The 17,184-nt window shown below is 47.8% G+C and carries 16 protein-coding genes and 1 pseudogene; 12 read left to right on the top strand and 5 right to left on the bottom strand.

Annotated features, from left to right (window positions below):
- Window positions 1-3 precede the first annotated feature (3 nt).
- Both ACE1CM_RS20310 and ACE1CM_RS20305 read right to left on the bottom strand, forming a co-directional pair.
- Window positions 4-1,029 (bottom strand): hypothetical protein, encoded by a 1,026-nt coding sequence (locus ACE1CM_RS20310; RefSeq protein ID WP_374879778.1) that lies wholly within the window; start codon window positions 1,027-1,029, stop codon window positions 4-6.
- A 72-nt stretch (window positions 1,030-1,101) separates the two neighbouring features.
- Window positions 1,102-2,256 carry a radical SAM/SPASM domain-containing protein gene (locus ACE1CM_RS20305; protein ID WP_374879776.1) on the bottom strand — a complete coding sequence of 385 codons (1,155 nt, stop codon included), beginning with the start codon at window positions 2,254-2,256 and terminating at the stop codon, window positions 1,102-1,104.
- A 386-nt stretch (window positions 2,257-2,642) separates the two neighbouring features.
- On the opposite strand from ACE1CM_RS20305, the gene ACE1CM_RS20300 reads away from it, so the two are divergent.
- A complete protein-coding gene (locus ACE1CM_RS20300; RefSeq protein ID WP_374879774.1) occupies window positions 2,643-4,457 on the top strand; it encodes an N-acetylmuramoyl-L-alanine amidase in 1,815 nt (604 codons plus the stop codon).
- Between the two features lie 162 nt (window positions 4,458-4,619).
- The gene (gene murI / locus ACE1CM_RS20295; protein ID WP_374879772.1) at window positions 4,620-5,450 is read left to right on the top strand and encodes a glutamate racemase; all 831 of its coding nucleotides are present in this window, start codon (window positions 4,620-4,622) and stop codon (window positions 5,448-5,450) included.
- Window positions 5,451-5,689: 239 nt separating this feature from the next.
- On the opposite strand, the pseudogene tnpA reads toward murI, so the two are convergent.
- Window positions 5,690-6,091: pseudogene (tnpA, locus tag ACE1CM_RS20290) on the bottom strand (IS200/IS605 family transposase).
- 74 nt (window positions 6,092-6,165) lie between these two features.
- Between tnpA and ACE1CM_RS20285 the strand changes: the two are divergent.
- From ACE1CM_RS20285 to sds, 3 genes are all read left to right on the top strand, one after another.
- Entirely contained in the window at window positions 6,166-6,411 is a 246-nt protein-coding gene (locus ACE1CM_RS20285) for a helix-turn-helix domain-containing protein (protein ID WP_374879770.1), read from the top strand.
- Window positions 6,392-7,375, top strand: coding sequence for an RNA-guided endonuclease TnpB family protein (locus tag ACE1CM_RS20280; protein ID WP_374879768.1), 984 nt, complete (start codon window positions 6,392-6,394; stop codon window positions 7,373-7,375). Before ACE1CM_RS20285 ends, ACE1CM_RS20280 begins: the two co-directional genes overlap by 20 nt.
- A gap of 995 nt (window positions 7,376-8,370) precedes the next feature.
- The gene (gene sds / locus ACE1CM_RS20275; RefSeq protein WP_374879800.1) at window positions 8,371-9,348 is read left to right on the top strand and encodes a solanesyl diphosphate synthase; all 978 of its coding nucleotides are present in this window, start codon (window positions 8,371-8,373) and stop codon (window positions 9,346-9,348) included.
- A 132-nt stretch (window positions 9,349-9,480) separates the two neighbouring features.
- On the opposite strand, the gene ACE1CM_RS20270 is transcribed toward sds, so the two are convergent.
- Window positions 9,481-9,969 (bottom strand): hypothetical protein, encoded by a 489-nt coding sequence (locus ACE1CM_RS20270; RefSeq protein WP_374879766.1) that lies wholly within the window; start codon window positions 9,967-9,969, stop codon window positions 9,481-9,483.
- 168 nt (window positions 9,970-10,137) lie between these two features.
- Window positions 10,138-10,503, bottom strand: coding sequence for a single-stranded DNA-binding protein (locus ACE1CM_RS20265; RefSeq protein ID WP_374879764.1), 366 nt, complete (start codon window positions 10,501-10,503; stop codon window positions 10,138-10,140).
- Between the two features lie 193 nt (window positions 10,504-10,696).
- Between ACE1CM_RS20265 and ACE1CM_RS20260 the strand changes: the two genes are divergently transcribed.
- From ACE1CM_RS20260 to ACE1CM_RS20230, 7 genes are all read left to right on the top strand, one after another.
- Entirely contained in the window at window positions 10,697-11,743 is a 1,047-nt protein-coding gene (locus ACE1CM_RS20260) for a rod shape-determining protein (RefSeq protein WP_374879762.1), read from the top strand.
- Window positions 11,744-12,245: 502 nt separating this feature from the next.
- Window positions 12,246-12,995, top strand: a complete 750-nt coding sequence (gene mreC / locus ACE1CM_RS20255) for a rod shape-determining protein MreC (RefSeq protein WP_374879760.1) — start codon at window positions 12,246-12,248, stop codon at window positions 12,993-12,995.
- 72 nt (window positions 12,996-13,067) lie between these two features.
- Window positions 13,068-13,625, top strand: coding sequence for a rod shape-determining protein MreD (gene mreD, locus ACE1CM_RS20250; protein ID WP_374879758.1), 558 nt, complete (start codon window positions 13,068-13,070; stop codon window positions 13,623-13,625).
- 604 nt (window positions 13,626-14,229) lie between these two features.
- Window positions 14,230-14,355, top strand: coding sequence for a hypothetical protein (locus ACE1CM_RS20245; RefSeq protein ID WP_374879756.1), 126 nt, complete (start codon window positions 14,230-14,232; stop codon window positions 14,353-14,355).
- Entirely contained in the window at window positions 14,345-15,097 is a 753-nt protein-coding gene (locus tag ACE1CM_RS20240; RefSeq protein WP_374879755.1) for an IS200/IS605 family accessory protein TnpB-related protein, read from the top strand. The genes ACE1CM_RS20245 and ACE1CM_RS20240 overlap by 11 nt, the downstream gene beginning before the upstream one ends.
- Window positions 15,098-15,376: 279 nt before the next feature.
- Complete coding sequence (gene ribD / locus ACE1CM_RS20235; protein ID WP_374879753.1) at window positions 15,377-16,498, top strand: bifunctional diaminohydroxyphosphoribosylaminopyrimidine deaminase/5-amino-6-(5-phosphoribosylamino)uracil reductase RibD; 1,122 nt, start codon at window positions 15,377-15,379, stop codon at window positions 16,496-16,498.
- 72 nt (window positions 16,499-16,570) lie between these two features.
- Window positions 16,571-17,182 carry a hypothetical protein gene (locus ACE1CM_RS20230; protein ID WP_374879751.1) on the top strand — a complete coding sequence of 204 codons (612 nt, stop codon included), beginning with the start codon at window positions 16,571-16,573 and terminating at the stop codon, window positions 17,180-17,182.
- Window positions 17,183-17,184 lie beyond the last annotated feature (2 nt).

Genomic DNA, 17,184 nt, shown 5'->3' with positions numbered 1-17,184 from the left:
ACCTTATAATCGATTATCAAGCGTTGTTTCCCAATAGCGAATGAAAGCAATAATCAAAGCCATATAGAAAGGTATGGCAAAGGTTATTTCGACAGGTAGGTTAGTAATTGGTGTCTTGAAACCAATATAACTTTTAACGGCAGTTTCGCCATAAACCCGGTATCCATTAATAATTAGCCAAGACTCAAGAGGCCAAACTAAGGCACTTGTAATTATCAAAGCAATGCAAAATCTTTGGATGATAGGGTAGTGGATGAAAAATCTGGCGATCGCTACCGCCGCTACTCCAATAATCAGCACCCACGCTGCGAGCAGTATTATACTAATATCGTGAAAAACATAAGACCACTGCGGAAATTTTTCATTCCTCACCATCGGCTCAATCATTACTTCAAATAAAAACACTCCTAAAAACGCAATCCACAAACTCCGCAACCATTTTCTCCCCTTTACAGGTATTAACAACTCGTCGTCAATAACAAAACTCCAATACTTATAAAATGCGATGACCAATCCCGTAAACACAGGTATATAGTAAAGCACTTCTATCGGCACTCCCAATATAAAAATCCCCGAAATAGCCTGTAAAACTTCAGGAGCATAACTGCGAAGCCCGATATTTACAACTATCATTTCTAATGGTATAATTATCGCGGTTAATACCCCCAGATAAACCCCAAATCTTTGGGATTCTTTCCAACGTTCTAAAAACTTATCTACTAACAGCACGACGCCCAAAATTAACGATGTCCAGCCAATCGTCAAAATCCAACTAACATCGTGGTAAACATACGCCCACTGTCCCATTTTGTAGTTATTCCACATGGGAGAAGTGAATAATTCAAAAATTAACACTCCCAAACTCATCACCAAAAATCGCAGCCATATTCTATCTTTGACTTTCCGCAATATAAAAAAACTTGCTCCTACCCCAGCAAATATAAAAGCCTCAAACAAAATAATGGGTAAGGTAGCATTTTTATCGAAGCTGCAATGGGCTAAAAGCGGGTAATAAAGTGTTGTCATCATAGGGTAATTGCTAATTGCTAATTGCTAATTGCTAATTGCTAATTGCTAATTTTACTGCTGATTAATCACCGATCAGCCTGTGTTTAAATTTCCGCCGGATACTGTTTCCTTTTGGCGGAATTCCGAGTCTTTAATTTTGCATCCTCCCCACTTCGCTTGACAAAATTCGGGTAGGGTAGTCAGTTTTTCCCAAATTTTCCACAGCGGTGCTTCTAAAATGTTGCCAAATTTAGCATGATTGAAATCGCAAGACATTATATCTCCGTAAGGAGAAACGTAGAAGTAACTCGTACCGCAGGAACATCCAACGCTGCGATGACTGGTAAAGTACCCAAAGAAAACCACTCCTGGATAACTGGGATTTTGATTGTATTTTTTAGCTGACTGAATCATCTCTTCTATCCAGTCATTATTATCTACTAAATCTTGCCGTTCTTTATATCTTCCAGTCGGTAATGCATCAAAAACCAGCACTTCGTGAATCCCGAGCTTTTTCCCTAACCTGACAATTCTGTCTAATTCTCCATCTTGATAAGCTTCAGGGGTTATAGTTGTAGCAATTCCTGTAGAAAATCCTAATTTTTTAGCTTTTTCAATTCCTCTAATCGCTCTGTTAAATAAACCCGGTTGCTGGCGGAATTGGTCGTGCTTTTCAGGAATAGCCGCATCAATGCTAATATAAATACTATCTAACCCTGCTTTTTTTAATTCCGCTGCTCGTTGTTCTAAATGCCAGCCGTTTGTAAACATAATAGTCGTCGATAAATCTTTGTCAACGGCTTTAATTATTTCTGGCAAGTCTTTTCTTAACAGCGGTTCGCCTCCGACAAAGTTAATCGCAGACACTCCCAAATCTTGCGCGTCTTTAATTAATTTTTTCGCTTGGGCTAGAGTTAAAATATTTCTATCTTTTTCTTCTACCGCTGTAAAAAAACTACAATGCTCGCAAGCGGCGTTGCAGATATCGTTGACAGCAAAACTCATCAAGTTGGGCAAGTTTTTATTTTGAATCGTGCGATATAAGGCGCGAGCAATAAAATTAGACGCTGGCTTGCTGAATAATGCTGGCGTTGATAAAGAATACACTGGATAGCCGTTGCGGAAATGTATAATTTTGTTATGATTTAAGTAGATTCTGTAAAGGATCTTGACAAAATCTTGACTGTAATCTAGAGCTTTAGTCGCTAGAAACCATTTGAGGCGGAGGTTGGTAAGAAAAGAGTGCATGACAACTATTTAAATTAAATAAATTCCTCCAGCTTTCATGTTAAGCACAGATCTTAAACAGAATTTTGGCGATCGCAATGATTTAATCTTTGTTTTTGATAGTAAAAGAATAGTTAAACATAAAGCTGAAAAAACTGGGGATGGGTATTGCAAGTATAAAAGGGTTGAGGCCGAATTATGAAGCGGGGAGCGGGTGTATAGCCCCTCGTAGTTGGGATGCACGCACTTTTTAGCGAGTGGGGGCGATCGATCGTCACCAGCTGCTGCCAAATCATGGTATTGTTCAACCCAGTTTCCACTCTAAACTTATACAACTGCAAACCCCCACGCGACGTGACTAGCAAACAATCTGCTGCTCTTGCTACCTAAAACAGGAGAAACCGAGAGTGAAATTCCGCTGGCTACTACCCAGTACTTTGAGCCTGGTGCTGCTGTCAACTCCCGCCTCAGCAGGAAGACTCCAATCTTGGCAGTTTGATGCCGATCAGAACCGGCTGGTCTTTACAACAGATGAAGGCGTTCAACCGAGAGCTAGACTGCTGTTCAATCCCACCCGTTTGGTGATAGACTTGCCCAGTACTACCTTCGATCGCCGCACGGTAAACAATCAGTCCTTGGGTGGAGCAGTTCAAGCCATACGGGTGGGGCGGGTAGATCGCCGCACGACGCGCTTGGTGATTGAACTGAAACCTGGTTTTACCCTAGACCCTCAGCAGGTAATCTTCCGGGGTACCTCTCCCAGACAGTGGACGGTGCAATTACCAACGCCCCAACCTGTGGAGCCATCTAGCAATAACAACAGGGCATCGATTGGGATTGCTGCTATTTTAGAACAGCCACCCGTTCCACGGACTCAGTTGACTCCTTTGACTCCTTTGACGGCTTCTGGGGAAACTCAAGTCCAGGATGTTCAGGTAACGCCCGATGGTTTTTTTATCCGGACTACCGGGGGTAACCCACAACTGAGGGTGAGGCGAAGCGGCGATCGCACTGTGGAAATCGACCTCAAAGGTGCTGTTATCTCTTCTCGCCTGTCCCAAAGAGACTTGCCGGTGGATCGGTTTGGCGTCAGTCGCCTCCAACTCAGTCAAGTAGAAGACTCACCCCCAGTCACCCGCGTCACTTTACAGTTGACCGACGATAACTCAAACTGGCTGGCAAGTGTCAGCAATTTAGGCGGCGTCGTCCTGTTGCCTGCTACCGGCGCGCAACCAGCGTCGCGCAGTTATACTCCTGGACAGGTGAGGATTGAATCGGTTGAATTGAGCCCAAATCAATTGCTGGTGCGAGCGAATCAGCCTTTTACCTACACCAGCGGCTGGGATCGCGCCTCCGGTGCTTTCCGGATCGCGGTTGCTGGTGCAACACTCGACGATGATGTTGACGAACCGCGTCCAAGTCGCAATAGTCCAGTGTTGCGGGTGCGCGTGCGCCAGGAAGACCCTTCCACAGTTGCGATCTTAGTGCAACCGGCTGCTGGGGTACAGTTGGGCGAAATCAATCAGCCTTCTCCTCAACTGTTATCCCTGCCATTAACTAACTCTAGAACGGTGCTGCTGCCGCCTACTAGACCTGGTATTCGCGATTCCCCTGCGGGGACGCTACGCGATCGCCCAACTATCGGCAGCGATTGGTCGATGCTATCTTCTCGTAACGATGGACGCATGGTGGTGGTTATCGACGCCGGACATGGAGGTCGCGATCCGGGCGCCATCGGCATTGGAGGATTGCGCGAGGTAGACGTAATTACTCCCATCGCCCTCCAGGTGGCGAGCCAATTGGAACAACAAGGCATCCAAGTTGTATTGACCCGCCGGGGTGACTATTTTGTTGACCTAGCACCAAGGGTGCAAATTGCCAAGCGGGCGAATGCGGATTTGTTTGTCAGCATCCACGCCAATGCGGTCAATAGGCGCCGCCCCGATGTGAATGGAATCGAAGTCTATCATTTCGGCAGAGGCGAGGATTTGGCAAGGACGATCCACGCTAGCATTCTCCAAAGCGTCAACATTGGCGATCGCGGCGTGCGGCGAGCCAGATTTTTTGTCTTAAGGAATAATCCCATGCCTGCTGTTTTGGTGGAAGTTGGCTTTGTTACGGGGGATATTGATGCTCCCAAGCTGTCAGATCCAGCCTTTCGCAGCCAAATGGCAGATGCGATTGCTCGCGGCATTCTCCTTTACATTCGGCAAAATTTCTAATTAACTATCAGTCATTAGTTATTAGTGCTTAGTCGGCGGGCTAATGACTGATGACGAATGACCTCGAAGGGCAATCGCACTTGCGCCCCCATCGGTGGGTCAGATCGATAGATGCATATGCAAGTGCTAAAGCCCCTACTAATGACAAAGGACAATTGATACATGACAACTGCAAAGATTGGAGTTTTTGACAGCGGCGTTGGCGGTCTTACCGTTTTAAGAGAACTGTACCGGCAACTTCCCAACGAATCGATTCTTTACTTTGCAGATACCGCACGGCTGCCCTACGGTAACCGCTCTCAGGCAGAAATTTTGCAGTTTGTGCGCCAAATCCTCCTGTGGATGCAGCAGCAAGGTGTTAAAATGGCAATCATGGCCTGCAACACCAGTTCGGCCCTGGCCTTGGAAACCGTGCGCTGCGAATTCGATTTTCCGGTCTTAGGGGTAATCCTTCCAGGCGCGAGGGCTGCTGTTGCTGTTGGCAAGCGCATCGGCGTGATTGCCACCCCCGCCACCGCCGCTAGCAATGCCTACCGTCGTGCCATTCAAGAAGTTGACCCCAAGGTGCAAGTTTGGCAAGTCGGTTGTCCGGCGTTTGTGCCGCTGATCGAGCAAAACCGCATCAACGACCCCTACACCTACGAAATCGCCCAGGAATATTTAGAGCCATTGCTACAGCAGCAAATTGATACCCTGGTGTATGGCTGTACCCACTATCCCCACCTAGCACCCATTCTCCGCAGGATTTTACCAAAAACTGTGACGCTGGTCGATCCAGCCGTCCACGTCGTGGCAGCTGCAGTTCAAGAACTAGATTTATTAGGACTGAGAAATCACCAAGGCGCAAAACCTACCCGCTTCGGCGTCAGCGGTTGTCCGCAACAGTTTGCCCGATTATCGGTACAGTGGCTGGGTTGTACCCCTGCGGTTGAGCAGGTGTGCTTGCCTGTGCCGATGCCATTGCAGTCAGTGCCGATCGAATCGATCGACTAACTGCAACGCAGCGGTTTAATTTTAGATTGGCGAGAGTCAAATTTAAAAGCTACTGGTAGCTGGGAACTAAAGATGATGAAATTTTCTCATCTTTAGCTAAACCCGGCTTTCATCCCCACGACTGACCTGATAAGGCAGCGTGGGATGAATGACTCTGCGATTTTTGCGCGTTTGCCGACCGAATTTCTGTGAAACAGAAAAAGGGAGGGGGACAGCGCCTTAATCGCTAATTGAGGGGACTATCTTGCGACAAGGGTATATTTTTTCAAAGTCGAGATAGTAACACCACCACAACTAGCAACAAAATACGAGCCATTCCAAAAAACATCCTTGGTGTAAAACCGCTTTAAATGTTCGGAGAATTCCTGCCTCAATTTACGAGAAGTTGTAGATTTAATATTGCCAATTAAAGTGCTTAGTTGCAGATCCGGGTGGTACTGAAATAGTACGTGTACGTGGTCAGATTCACCATTGAACTCAATCAGCTTACAATCCCACTATGCCAACAGATCTGCCAGGATAGCGTGTAAGCGCTCTAGCATAAGGGCAGTAATAGCTTTGCGGCGATACTTGGTGGTTAGCACCAGGTGAATTTTTAAGTCACTGACAGATCTACCCTTGCTGACGAAATCATTCTTCATAAACAGCCTCTAGTATTTTGGCCCACTCAAGTGTATGATAAATTAATAACGCTGACTGAGAGGAATCGGTTAAAGTGCTGACGGCAGCTAAAGTACGACTCTATCCGACGCCAGAACAAGAACTGGTTCTGTCTAGATCCTTTGGATGTAGCAGGTGGTATTGGAATTTTGCTTTAAATGCCTGCATTCAGCACTACCAGCAAACAGGTAAAAGCTTGAAACTTGCTGCCTACAAGGGAATGCTACCTCAGCTAAAGAAAGAATTCCCAAAGGCTGAAAGAAGATTGCTACTCTGCTGTTTTGCAATGTGTAGCAATTAACCTCAACAGAGCCTTTACCAACTTTTTTCAGGTCAGGGCTAAATTCCCTAAGTTCAAATCCAAACATGGGAAGCAGTCAATTCAATACCCCCAGAATGTTGTTATCAAGGGGAATTTTCTGTCCGTCCCTAAGATTGGGGAAATTAAGGCTGTATTCCACCGTCAATTAGTAGGGAAGATTAAAACAGTAACGATTAGCAAGGCTCCATCAGGCAAGTACTTTGCCTCGCTTTTGTGCGAAACCGAATCTAGTCGCCAACCTGGTGAGGGGAAGATTCTTGGCATAGATTTGGGAGTCAAGGATTTCGCTATCGTTCACGATGGCGAGACGATGACAAAGTACGCCAATCCTAAGTATCTAAAACGCCATGAAAAGAACTTAGGAAGAAAGCAGCAAAAGCTGGCTCGCAAAACTAAAGGAAGCAAGGGGAGGGCAAAGTTCAGGAGGATTGTAGCTAAGGTTTACGAACGAGTATCAAATGCCCGCCAAGATTTCTTGCATAAACTTAGCAGAAAGTTGGTGAACGAAAGCCAAGTCATCGTTGTAGAAAATCTCAACGTTAAGGGCATGGTACTCAACCGAAAGCTGTCAAAAGCAATATCCGATGCTGGATGGGGAACGTTTGCCAATTTTCTGGCCTACAAGCTAGAGCGGAAGGCGGGTAAGTTAATAGAAATTGACAGGTTTTTCCCCAGTTCTAAAATGTGTTCTTGTTGCGGTTACGTCATGGACAATTTGCCACTTGATATCAGGGAGTGGAGTTGTCCTTCCTGCGGGACTCACCACGACCGCGATGGCAATGCTGCTTTAATTATCAGGAACGAAGGCGTTCGGATATTAACTATGGGCGGAGGGAACCCCGTCCCTGCCAGTGGAGCCTGCGTAAGACCGGATAGCCGCGAGGTGAAAGGGCTGCGGGCTGCGAATCTGGAAGCCTACACCGACCCGCGCTTAGCGGTGTAGGTAGTTCACTTCAAGTTAAACTAATCATATGATGTCAGGCTTTTCACCCCTAATTAACACTCAGAGCGTCCCCTTGTCCCCAAGTCTCCACGTCAATCGTAACTATGGGTAATCAAACCGACATGATATCAATCCTACGGGCGTCGCCATTCCCTTGACCGTTGAGCAAGTATTAACAACGCATAAATCGCTAATAAATAACCAGTAGCCAGGAAGGGAATCATTAGAGGCATATCGTGGTAAACCATAATTCAGTTACGAGTAAAATAGAGGGACGTCAAGTTTGATAGCAATAACTGTTTGTCAGCTCGTCGCCCCGTGGGCGAGCCTTCTGACATCTGTCATACAAGGCAACCTTTGGAAAGATAGCTGCCTCCAAATGCTGTCTCAAGTTAATGTAGAACTCTAGGCTGCGCTTAAAAACTTTGCCGCGCCAATCCTAGAATTTGTTTAAGGAACAAATTCTCCGGGACTAATAAACAGTAACAGCAGCCGCAAATTTTGCGCTACCCCTACCTATGAATAACCAGCCCCTCTGTCGCACCCTGCTTTACCAGCGACTGCTGGCTGTTTGGGAGCAAGTATCTGAATTTTTTTTAAATCCTTACTATCTAGACTACCACAAGCTTCTCGGCTTTTCGATACTATTTCCCAAAATGCTTAACAATTCTACAAATTTTTTGTAAAGACTCATCGAGTCAGCCTCTCCCTGTGGATGCGGTTTTCTCGTAGTTGTCCGCGATCGCCGCAAACACCAAAGTTTCTATGAAAAATCGTTGGTTTGGCAACCAGAGATCTACGCAGAAACTTTGGTGATAGGAGCGTCGTGGGTAAGTCCTGTCGTAGTTGTCCGCGATCGACCTAGGGTAGAGCCAGCGGCTCCCCCCTGGCCCCCCTTACCTCAACCGGCTTATTCCCATCTAGGAGAGGCTTCGCTTAAAATGAGTACAGAATATGTTAAATTTCGTAAAAATAACACCCGAACCGGCAGATCCATGACTTCAGCGACTTCCCTATTTTCCCCTGTAGAAGTAGACTTGCGCTTGCTGTCGGAAAACCTCAAGCAGCTTGTTGGCAACCGCGATCCTATTCTGTCTGCGGCTGCGGAACACCTCTTTGGCGCGGGGGGAAAGCGGGTAAGACCTGCGATCGTCCTGCTGATTTCGCGGGCGATGATGCGGATGCAGGATAAAGAAATTACCCCCCGTCATCGACGGCTAGCGGAAATTACCGAAATGATTCACACGGCTAGCCTGGTACACGATGATGTGGTAGATGATTCAGTTGTGCGTCGTGGCGTTCCCACGGTTCACAGCCTGTTTGGTAACCGAATCGCCGTACTGGCGGGCGATTTTTTGTTTGCCCAATCTTCCTGGTATCTAGCGAATCTGGATAACTTGGAGGTGGTCAAACTCCTGTCGCAAGTGATTATGGATCTGGCAACGGGGGAAATTCAGCAAGGACTCAATCGCTTCAACACCAGCTTATCGTTTGAGGCTTATCTGGAGAAGAGTTACTATAAAACGGCTTCTCTGATTGCCAACAGCTGTAAGGCAGCTGCTGTTTTAAGCGACGTGTCTGCCGAGATGGCTGAACATGCTTACAGCTATGGGCGTCATCTGGGTTTGGCGTTCCAAGTGGTCGATGATATTCTGGATTTCACCGCCTCTACAGAAGCGTTGGGTAAACCCGCCTGTTCCGATCTAATCAGCGGCAATTTGACAGCACCCGTCCTGTTTGCTCTGGAAAAGGAACCATATCTGGAAGTGCTGATCGAACGCGAGTTTTCTCACCCTGGGGATTTAGAGCAGGCGATCGCGTTGATCGAAGCAAGTCACGGTATCGAACGGGCTCGCGAATTAGCCGCGGCTCAAGCTAAACTCGCCGTGGAACACCTGGTGGATTTACCACCTTCCGAGTGCCGTCAAGCCTTGGTTAGCATCGCTGACTACGCTCTGAGTCGTCATTACTAGGATTTGATTGTTTATCCCAGCATCAACTCATATGATGTCCGCCTCATTACCCTGAATAAAAATCTCGACCCGTCACCGTATCACCGTTCTCCCAAGTCATTCCTCACTCTGGGTGTTGAAGCGGACATGATATCACGCGATGTCGGGAGGCAGATTGCTACGTTTGGTGCGCTGTTGTGACTGACTTTGTTGCAGGTGCAGTTGAATTAAGGATTGTAGATCTTCGCGCCGGACTTCGATGGCGGCGGATCGATTTCCTGGCGTCTCAAAAAAAACGATGCTATTGACGGCTTCCATCGCCACCAGTTGGAACAAAATATGGGTGACTGGCATTGGCAGGGCGTAAGCTGGCATCTTTGGCATCGAACTCGGAACAGCCAGAGCATCCTCGCGGGTAGGAAAAGCGTAAATAACGCGCTTTTCCAGGTTTGGATTACCACGATTGCTTAAAACTGTACTGACCCAATCAGAGTTGAGGGTTTGGAGGATGTAGTACTGGGAATGGTGCAACTGCTGGGCGATTTGCTTGAGAACGGGAGCGATCGCGCGCACCACCTGGGGCGTAGTCCCATCTTGGGGGGCATTGTCGATCAAAACTTGAATTTGTTGGTTTAAGTTCATAGGGAGCAAGCCAATGCGCTGAGAGTCCCCTATTGAGTCTAGACCCTCGGACGAGCTCACGGGCTTGCTCCCTAACAAAGGCGGGTTAAGCTCATAGGACTTACGCAAAGAAACCGGGTTTCTCGACAAAGAAACCCGGTTTCTTTTCTCGTCGTGGGTAAATCCTAGCTAAATTTCCCCGCCTGAGTAACTATCCATGTGAGCCGCCTCGGCATCGTGTTTGGCACCTAACAGCCGCAATTGATCGACCTTGATAATGGGTGAGGAGCGGTTAGCTCCCGTGCCGCTATCCCTCCAGCGATCTAACTTTAAACAACCTTGCACCCCAATCAAGCTGCCCTTACGGACGTAGTTGGCAGCCACTTCTGCCGTCTTGCCCCACAGTTCCAGATTGAACCAATCAGTCTGCTCGCCATCGCGACTCCAACGGTTCACCGCCAGAGTCAACCGACACTTAACGCTACCGGACTCGAAATACTTGACATCAGGGTTTTGGCCTACACGGCCTACTAGAGTGACTACATTGATACTCATACTACCGATTCAGTACAGCTGTACTCTTTTGTCGTGTATCTACTTTAGCTGAAAAGACGCAGTTAAAGCATTTGGCTGCTATAAGCTAAAGAATTGTCCTGTGGAACTAGACGCCGCGTAGAAAACGTAATAAAATCCAGCACGGTTGGGTAGTATGACAAAGAAGTATTTGACTTGGGGGCAGTAAAATCACGTGGGTATTTTCAATCGCTTTCCCTCTTTTTCCAGGGACATGGGTATCGACCTCGGTACCGCAAACACTCTGGTTTACGTTTCAGGTAAAGGTATTGTTTTGCAAGAACCTTCTGTAGTTGCCATTGACAAATATACAAGAGAGCCGATCGCAGTCGGAGAAGAAGCGAAAAACATGCTGGGGCGTTGTCCGGGTAACGTGGCGGCTTTGCGCCCCTTGCGCGATGGGGTGATTGCCGATTTCGATACCGCCGAAATTATGCTCAAGCACTTTATCCGGCGAGTACACGAAGGCAACGCTTTAGTCTCGCCTCGGATCGTGATCGGCATTCCCAGCGGTGTTACCGGCGTGGAACGACGAGCGGTGATGGATGCGGCAATTCAAGCAGGCGCCAGGGATGTTCGGTTAATCGACGAACCAGTAGCGGCAGCAATTGGAGCCGGTTTACCCGTAGCAGAACCTACAGGTAACATGATCATCGACATCGGCGGCGGCACCACGGAAGTGGCGGTTTTGAGCTTGCAGGGGACGGTAATCAGCGAATCGGTGCGAATTGCTGGCGATGAACTCAACGACTCGATTATCCAATACATGAAAAAAGTTCACAATCTCGTGATTGGGGAACGAACCGCTGAAGAAATCAAGATTCAGATTGGCTCGGCTTATCCCACCGATGCCGATGAAGATACGATCATGGAAGTTCGAGGCTTGCACCTGCTTTCTGGTTTACCGCGAACCGTGACGATTAAAGGACCAGAAATTCGCGAAAGCATGTCGGAACCTCTGTCGATTATTGTTGACGCAGTCAAGCGCACTTTGGAACGGACTCCCCCCGAACTGGCGGCGGATATTATTGACCGGGGGATTATGCTAGCAGGAGGCGGTGCCCTGCTCAAAGGTCTGGATACTCTAATTAGCCATGAAACCGGCATTGTGGTACACGTAGCAGCAGATCCGCTCAGCTGCGTTGTCTTGGGAACGGGTCGGGTGTTAGAAAATATCAAACAGCTCGATCGGGTATTTAGTGGTTACTCTCGCCCGATGTAATTAATTTGAGAAAGGCGTTTGGCATCAAAAACCAAATTTCAAATTTTAACGTCTTTGCTCGCTCTGTTAATTTTTAGTGTGGCAACCCCCAACTTGGGTAATGGGGATTGAACCGACGGCACGCCAAATAAAGCCAAGCCAACTAGCAGTGAATTGATGTAGTTAAAACTAAGACGGGATAACAATTTGACAAAATAATTGATAATTTTGTGTCTCCAGGATGACCCTAGAGCGTTGGGTTTGTACGCGCTCGCTGTGAATTTTTCACAGCGAGCGATCGCGCTGGCTCAATCGCTAACAACCCAGCTTTTGGGGTGTAACAGGGGCAAAAACCAGCTCTGGCGTCAACGGTTAAAATAAAGGGGCGGTTGCGCGTGTAGCCAAGCGGGGCGGCTTGCCTCTCCCTTAGCGCGGCAGAGCAAGCGCAAAAATTTACTCAAGGCAAGCGGATTCCTCTGTAAAAATAAAAACAGAACTCAAAAGTTAAAACTTGCAACGCTCTATGTACACGCTACGTCGCTGGTGGGATCGCCATTGGTCACAAGTAATGCTGGTGAGTTTGATCGTCAGTGCTGCCTGGTTGGCAAAAGCTACCCAAGGAGCAGCTCTATTTGAGCTTTACCAGTTGGTAACCCGTCCTTTCCAATCCGATACAACTAAACAAGAGCTGTTAACCGATGCTCGCGTGTTGGAATTGCAGGCGCGGTTGGGGGAACTAGAGAGCCAAAATCAAAAACTGAAACAACTATTGGCATTTCAATCCCAGCAAAAAGGCAAAGGAATTGCGGCTCCCATTATCGGGCGGAGTGCAGATCATTGGTGGCAGCAAGTAACTTTGGGTCGGGGTTCCCAAGCTGGGATAAAAACTGACTACGTTGTAACGGCTCCTGGCGGTTTGGTCGGTCGGGTGACGAGCGTTACTCCCCATACCAGTCGCGTTTTGTTAATCAGCGATCCAAGCAGTGGAGTAGGCGTGATGATAGGTCGCAGTCGCTACATGGGAATTATGCGGGGTCGCTCGAATAATAAAGCGGTGATGCAGTTCTTTGAAAAAACTCCAGATGTCCGCAAGGGCGATTTCGCGATCACTTCATCTATTAGCCATTTGTTTCCGTCAGGCTTGCCGGTAGGGCAGGTAGAATCAGTAGATTTGAGCAAAAATCCGGCGCCAGAGGCGTCAATCAAACTGTCGGCTCCGATGAATAATTTAGAGTGGGTTGTGGTGTACCCCACCCATACCAACCCTGAATAACGAATGGATTATAGATTTGAAATTAAATTGGAAATCTAAAATCTCAAATCTCAAATTAGGAGACTTTAACCCTTGCTTGACATCGCAAATTGGCAGACCTACCGGCAGCAAATTGGCAATTGGGTGGTAACGATTGGCACCATTATCATTTGTGCGACGCTGTTGCCAGCCCGGTTACCGGGAATGGAACTGTTGGGTCTTGGTCCCAACTGGCTATTGATTTGGGTGGTGGCTTGGAGCGTCAAGCGAACGACGCTACAGGGAGGGCTCGCAGGTTTGGCGGTCGGTTTAATTCAAGACGGCATGACGGCTCCCTATCCCAGCCACGCGATCGCTTTAGCCTGCGTGGGAATTATCACCGCCCGGATCAAAAAGCAACGGTATATCCAAGAAGATTTTATTTCCGTAGCGTTGATTGTATTTGGCATGGCGGTGGTGGCGGAGACAGTGATGGCGATTCAGTTTGGGATCTTTTGCGATCGCAAGTTAGCAGAAATTTGGACTGACCACCAGCGCATCGCCCTCGCGTCTGCTATCCTCAGCAGTCTTTGGGCGCCGGTAGTGTACTATCCGCTTAATCTTTGGTGGAGAAGGTTGACCTCTCCCGGATTGAATCCGGGAGATTCTTAAGAGATTTTCACCCTTACTGGCTGAGCCAAACAGCCCCTACTCACTCCGGTAAAACCATCGTGGCTACTTTTCTTCCCAATATTGGCCGCCCCATTACCAAAAACTAGGTTGAAAGCCCCTCGCCTCTCTCGGGGATGAAAACCAGAGGCTGGAAATATCGGCGCCAGTCCATATTAGTATATTAAAGTTTAATACAAAAAGAAGTTTTAGACAATAACAAATGGTATTATTTAGTTTATTAAAGTAGGTGATTTATTGGGACGGTTGCCAACAGGAATTAATCCAAAAGAACCAGGAAGTAAAACCTATCCTGGAATACCTGTGTAGCGAAGTCAACGATCTAATAAATTGCGGTACATACTACGCTCGCCAGATATATTTCAAAACGGGAAGGTTTCTGGCGGGCTTTCCCAGGAGGCGCAGCATTGTGCAACGAGATGAAAACCAACATTGATCGCAATGGGGTTTATTCTCAAGTCGCTAGGGCAAGCGCTCAGCGGTATTGCCGCATCATTCAAATCATTTCAGGAGTTAATCAATTCCTACAAAAAGGGCTTGCTTAGAAAACAAACCTCGCCCGCCCAAATACCGCAAGTCCAATGGAATGGCAGTTGCTACTTATCCGAAACAGGCACTGAAATTAGTAGAAGGTTTTCGTGCGCTTCCCGATGGGGCAACTCTGCAAAACTTGGTTTGGAGTAGATGCCTTCTGGTTAAAGATGCCGTCTAATTTACGCTTTGAAGATATTAAAGAAGTCCGCATCCTGCCTTGCAATCGATGTTTTTATGCAGAGTGGGTCTACCTGCAAAAAACTGCATCGGTTGAATTAGATTCATCGCGGGCGCTGGGCAGCGATACTGGATTGGTAAATTGGTTGACATGGGTCAGCAACATCAATACCTCTTTCATCATTGATGGACGGCATATCAAATCAATGAACCAATGGTTTAATAAGTCGGTCGCTACAATCTTGGAAGGTAAGCCGCAAGGATTCTGGTCTTTGCGACTTGCTAAACTAACAGAAAAACGTCACCGACACATGGGAGATGCCATTAATAAAGCAGCGAGGATCGTTGTCAAACACTGGCTTGAACATAAGATTGGGCGCATTGTATTTGGATGGAATCAGGGCATTAAAAAAGAAATAAACATTGGCAAGCGCAACAATCAATCTTTTGTGCAAATCCCAACAGCAAAACTGACTAGCCGGATTGCTCAACTGTGCGAACAATACGGCATACAGTTTGTTGAAACAGAAGAAGCCAATACATCGGCAGCATCGTTTTTAGACGGCGATACAGTCCCCAAATATGGTGAAAAACCCTCTAACTGGAAGTCGGAGGGTTCGCGAGTTAAACGCGGTTTATTTCGGACTGAGTTGACACTCGCCGCTATAAATAGACGGCGATTCTTTCCTGGCATAAATCTATGGGTAACCTTAACCAAAGTACCGAGCAACCGAATATTCTAGACCAGCACTGCGCGGTGCCAATTGCGCCTACTCTCTCCGATGCCAGCATGATTGAGGCTACTTTTGAAAAGTTGTTTGATTGACTTTATTGATACCAGTTTAACCATTTCGGTTAAACTTCTTTTAACTACAGCGTCCCGAAGAGAGGGAATTTCTCCCGCGTTTAAAGGTCAAAGTGTCTGTGGTAATTATAGCATGTCCTAGGCATTTAAAAATGCCGCGTCGATGTTCCTCCACCACTTAAAAGATGGTGGTTTCCTATCTCCCGTGAGGTTTTAGATGAACAGCCAAGAATTTGACCGCGCCATGATGCGCCGATGTCTGGAACTTGCCCGCAAGGCTTTGGGACGAACTGCTCCCAATCCCCTCGTCGGGGCTGTAATTGTCAAAGATGGACAGATTGTAGGGGAAGGATACCATCCAGCGGCTGGACAACCCCATGCCGAAGTGTTTGCGCTGCGGGAAGCAGGAGAAAAAGCAAGGGGGGCGACGATTTACGTCAGCTTGGAACCTTGCAATCACCACGGGCGCACCCCTCCCTGTTCGGAAGCCTTAGTTGCAGCTGGTGTGGCGAAGGTGGTGGTGGGGATGGTCGATCCGAACCCCCTGGTGGGTGGCGGCGGTATTGCCCGCTTGCGCGCAGCGGGAATTGAGGTGGTAGTAGGTGTGGAAGAAGAAGCTTGCCAAAAGCTGAATGAAGCATTTGTCCATCGCATGTTGTACCGGCGTCCGTTTGGGATTTTAAAATACGCTATGACGGTGGATGGTAAAATCGCGGCGACGGGAGGACACAGCGCTTGGGTCACGTCCCTAGATGCCCGCAGCGAAGTGCATCAAATCCGCGCCAGTTGCGATGCGATTGTCATCGGCGGTAATACGCTGCGCCTGGATAATCCCCATTTAACCAGCCATCAGACCGAAGCTCACAATCCCCTGCGCGTGGTGATGAGTCGCACCCTGGACTTACCAGAAACAGCTTTCCTTTGGGAGACGTCAGAAGCGCCTACGTTAGTGTTAACTGAGAAAGGGGCAAATCCAAATTTTCAGGAGTATCTGAGCAAACGGGGCGTGATGGTGGAAGAACTGGTGTCTTTGACGCCAGAGCGGGCAATGGTTTACTTTTATGACAAAGGTTTCCTCTCGGTGCTGTGGGAATGCGGCGGTATATTGGCTGCTAGCGCGATCGCTCAGGGTGCGGTACAAAAAATCCTCGCGTTTATTGCCCCCAAAATCGTTGGCGGTACCATAGCACCTACACCCGTAGGCGATTTGGGCTTTACAACTATGACCGAGGCGCTGACTTTAGAACGAGTCACTTGGCGCGTCATCGGTCGAGATTGCCTGATGGAAGGTTATTTGCCCACACCACCGTCGGATCTGGCTCCAAAAAATCAGGGTTAATACTGCTACCAAATTATCCCGGACAAGAGTATATATCCAGGGAGGAAGTGAAATAGACTATCTACAGTACTTATGCAGCAATTTACCATTTTAAGCCTTTTGGTCGGAAGTCTCGGCTTTCAGGCTTCGTTAATCGGTGGATGGATGCGCTGGCGGACGATCGCGATCGCTCAAGAAGAGGAAGAGGAGGAAGAAATCTTGACTCGTTATGATTTTAGAGCTGACATCGACACAGCTGTAAATGGGCAAACAAACGGATCGCCTCAATCGGGAGCGCGGGATTTACGCCTGCTGGGCTGGGAGTTTAAAATTGTGCGTGCCAATCGCGACTTGTTTCGCAATCAAGCGATTTTACAGCGTTTGTGCGAAGAAGAGGCGGAGGCGGGCTGGGTTTTATTGGAAAAACTCGATGACCGACGGGTGCGATTTAAACGCCCCGTGGCGCTGCGGGATTTAATTAAACCAGAACGCCTGTCTTTCGACCCCTATCGGTGTCACTATGGCCCTGGGATGAGTCCTCTAGCTGTGTTGTTGGCGATCGCTGCTATAAGCGCTTTTATTCTCCCCGCCTATTTGGGCTATGCTTTGGTATCAACGACTAAAGGTTATTCACCTAGAGGTTTACCGCCCCAGTCGAGCCAAAATTCCGAAAAAGTAATACCACTACCATCGCCAGTTGATTAGTT

Source organism: Microseira sp. BLCC-F43, assembly GCF_041929235.1.
In the GTDB taxonomy this organism is placed as follows: domain Bacteria; phylum Cyanobacteriota; class Cyanobacteriia; order Cyanobacteriales; family Aerosakkonemataceae; genus Microseira.
This window is presented reverse-complemented; position numbering and strand designations above follow the sequence as displayed.

Coding starts and splice junctions, on each gene's coding strand:
- sds (WP_374879800.1), top strand. CDS start 8,371: ATGACTTCAGCGACTTCCCTATTTTCCCCTGTAGAAGTAGACTTGCGC.
- ACE1CM_RS20240 (WP_374879755.1), top strand. CDS start 14,345: ATGCCGTCTAATTTACGCTTTGAAGATATTAAAGAAGTCCGCATCCTG.
- ACE1CM_RS20265 (WP_374879764.1), bottom strand. CDS start 10,503: ATGAGTATCAATGTAGTCACTCTAGTAGGCCGTGTAGGCCAAAACCCT.
- ACE1CM_RS20230 (WP_374879751.1), top strand. CDS start 16,571: ATGCAGCAATTTACCATTTTAAGCCTTTTGGTCGGAAGTCTCGGCTTT.
- ACE1CM_RS20270 (WP_374879766.1), bottom strand. CDS start 9,969: ATGAACTTAAACCAACAAATTCAAGTTTTGATCGACAATGCCCCCCAA.
- ACE1CM_RS20310 (WP_374879778.1), bottom strand. CDS start 1,029: ATGATGACAACACTTTATTACCCGCTTTTAGCCCATTGCAGCTTCGAT.
- ribD (WP_374879753.1), top strand. CDS start 15,377: ATGAACAGCCAAGAATTTGACCGCGCCATGATGCGCCGATGTCTGGAA.
- ACE1CM_RS20245 (WP_374879756.1), top strand. CDS start 14,230: ATGGCAGTTGCTACTTATCCGAAACAGGCACTGAAATTAGTAGAAGGT.
- murI (WP_374879772.1), top strand. CDS start 4,620: ATGACAACTGCAAAGATTGGAGTTTTTGACAGCGGCGTTGGCGGTCTT.
- ACE1CM_RS20305 (WP_374879776.1), bottom strand. CDS start 2,256: ATGCACTCTTTTCTTACCAACCTCCGCCTCAAATGGTTTCTAGCGACT.
- mreC (WP_374879760.1), top strand. CDS start 12,246: ATGTACACGCTACGTCGCTGGTGGGATCGCCATTGGTCACAAGTAATG.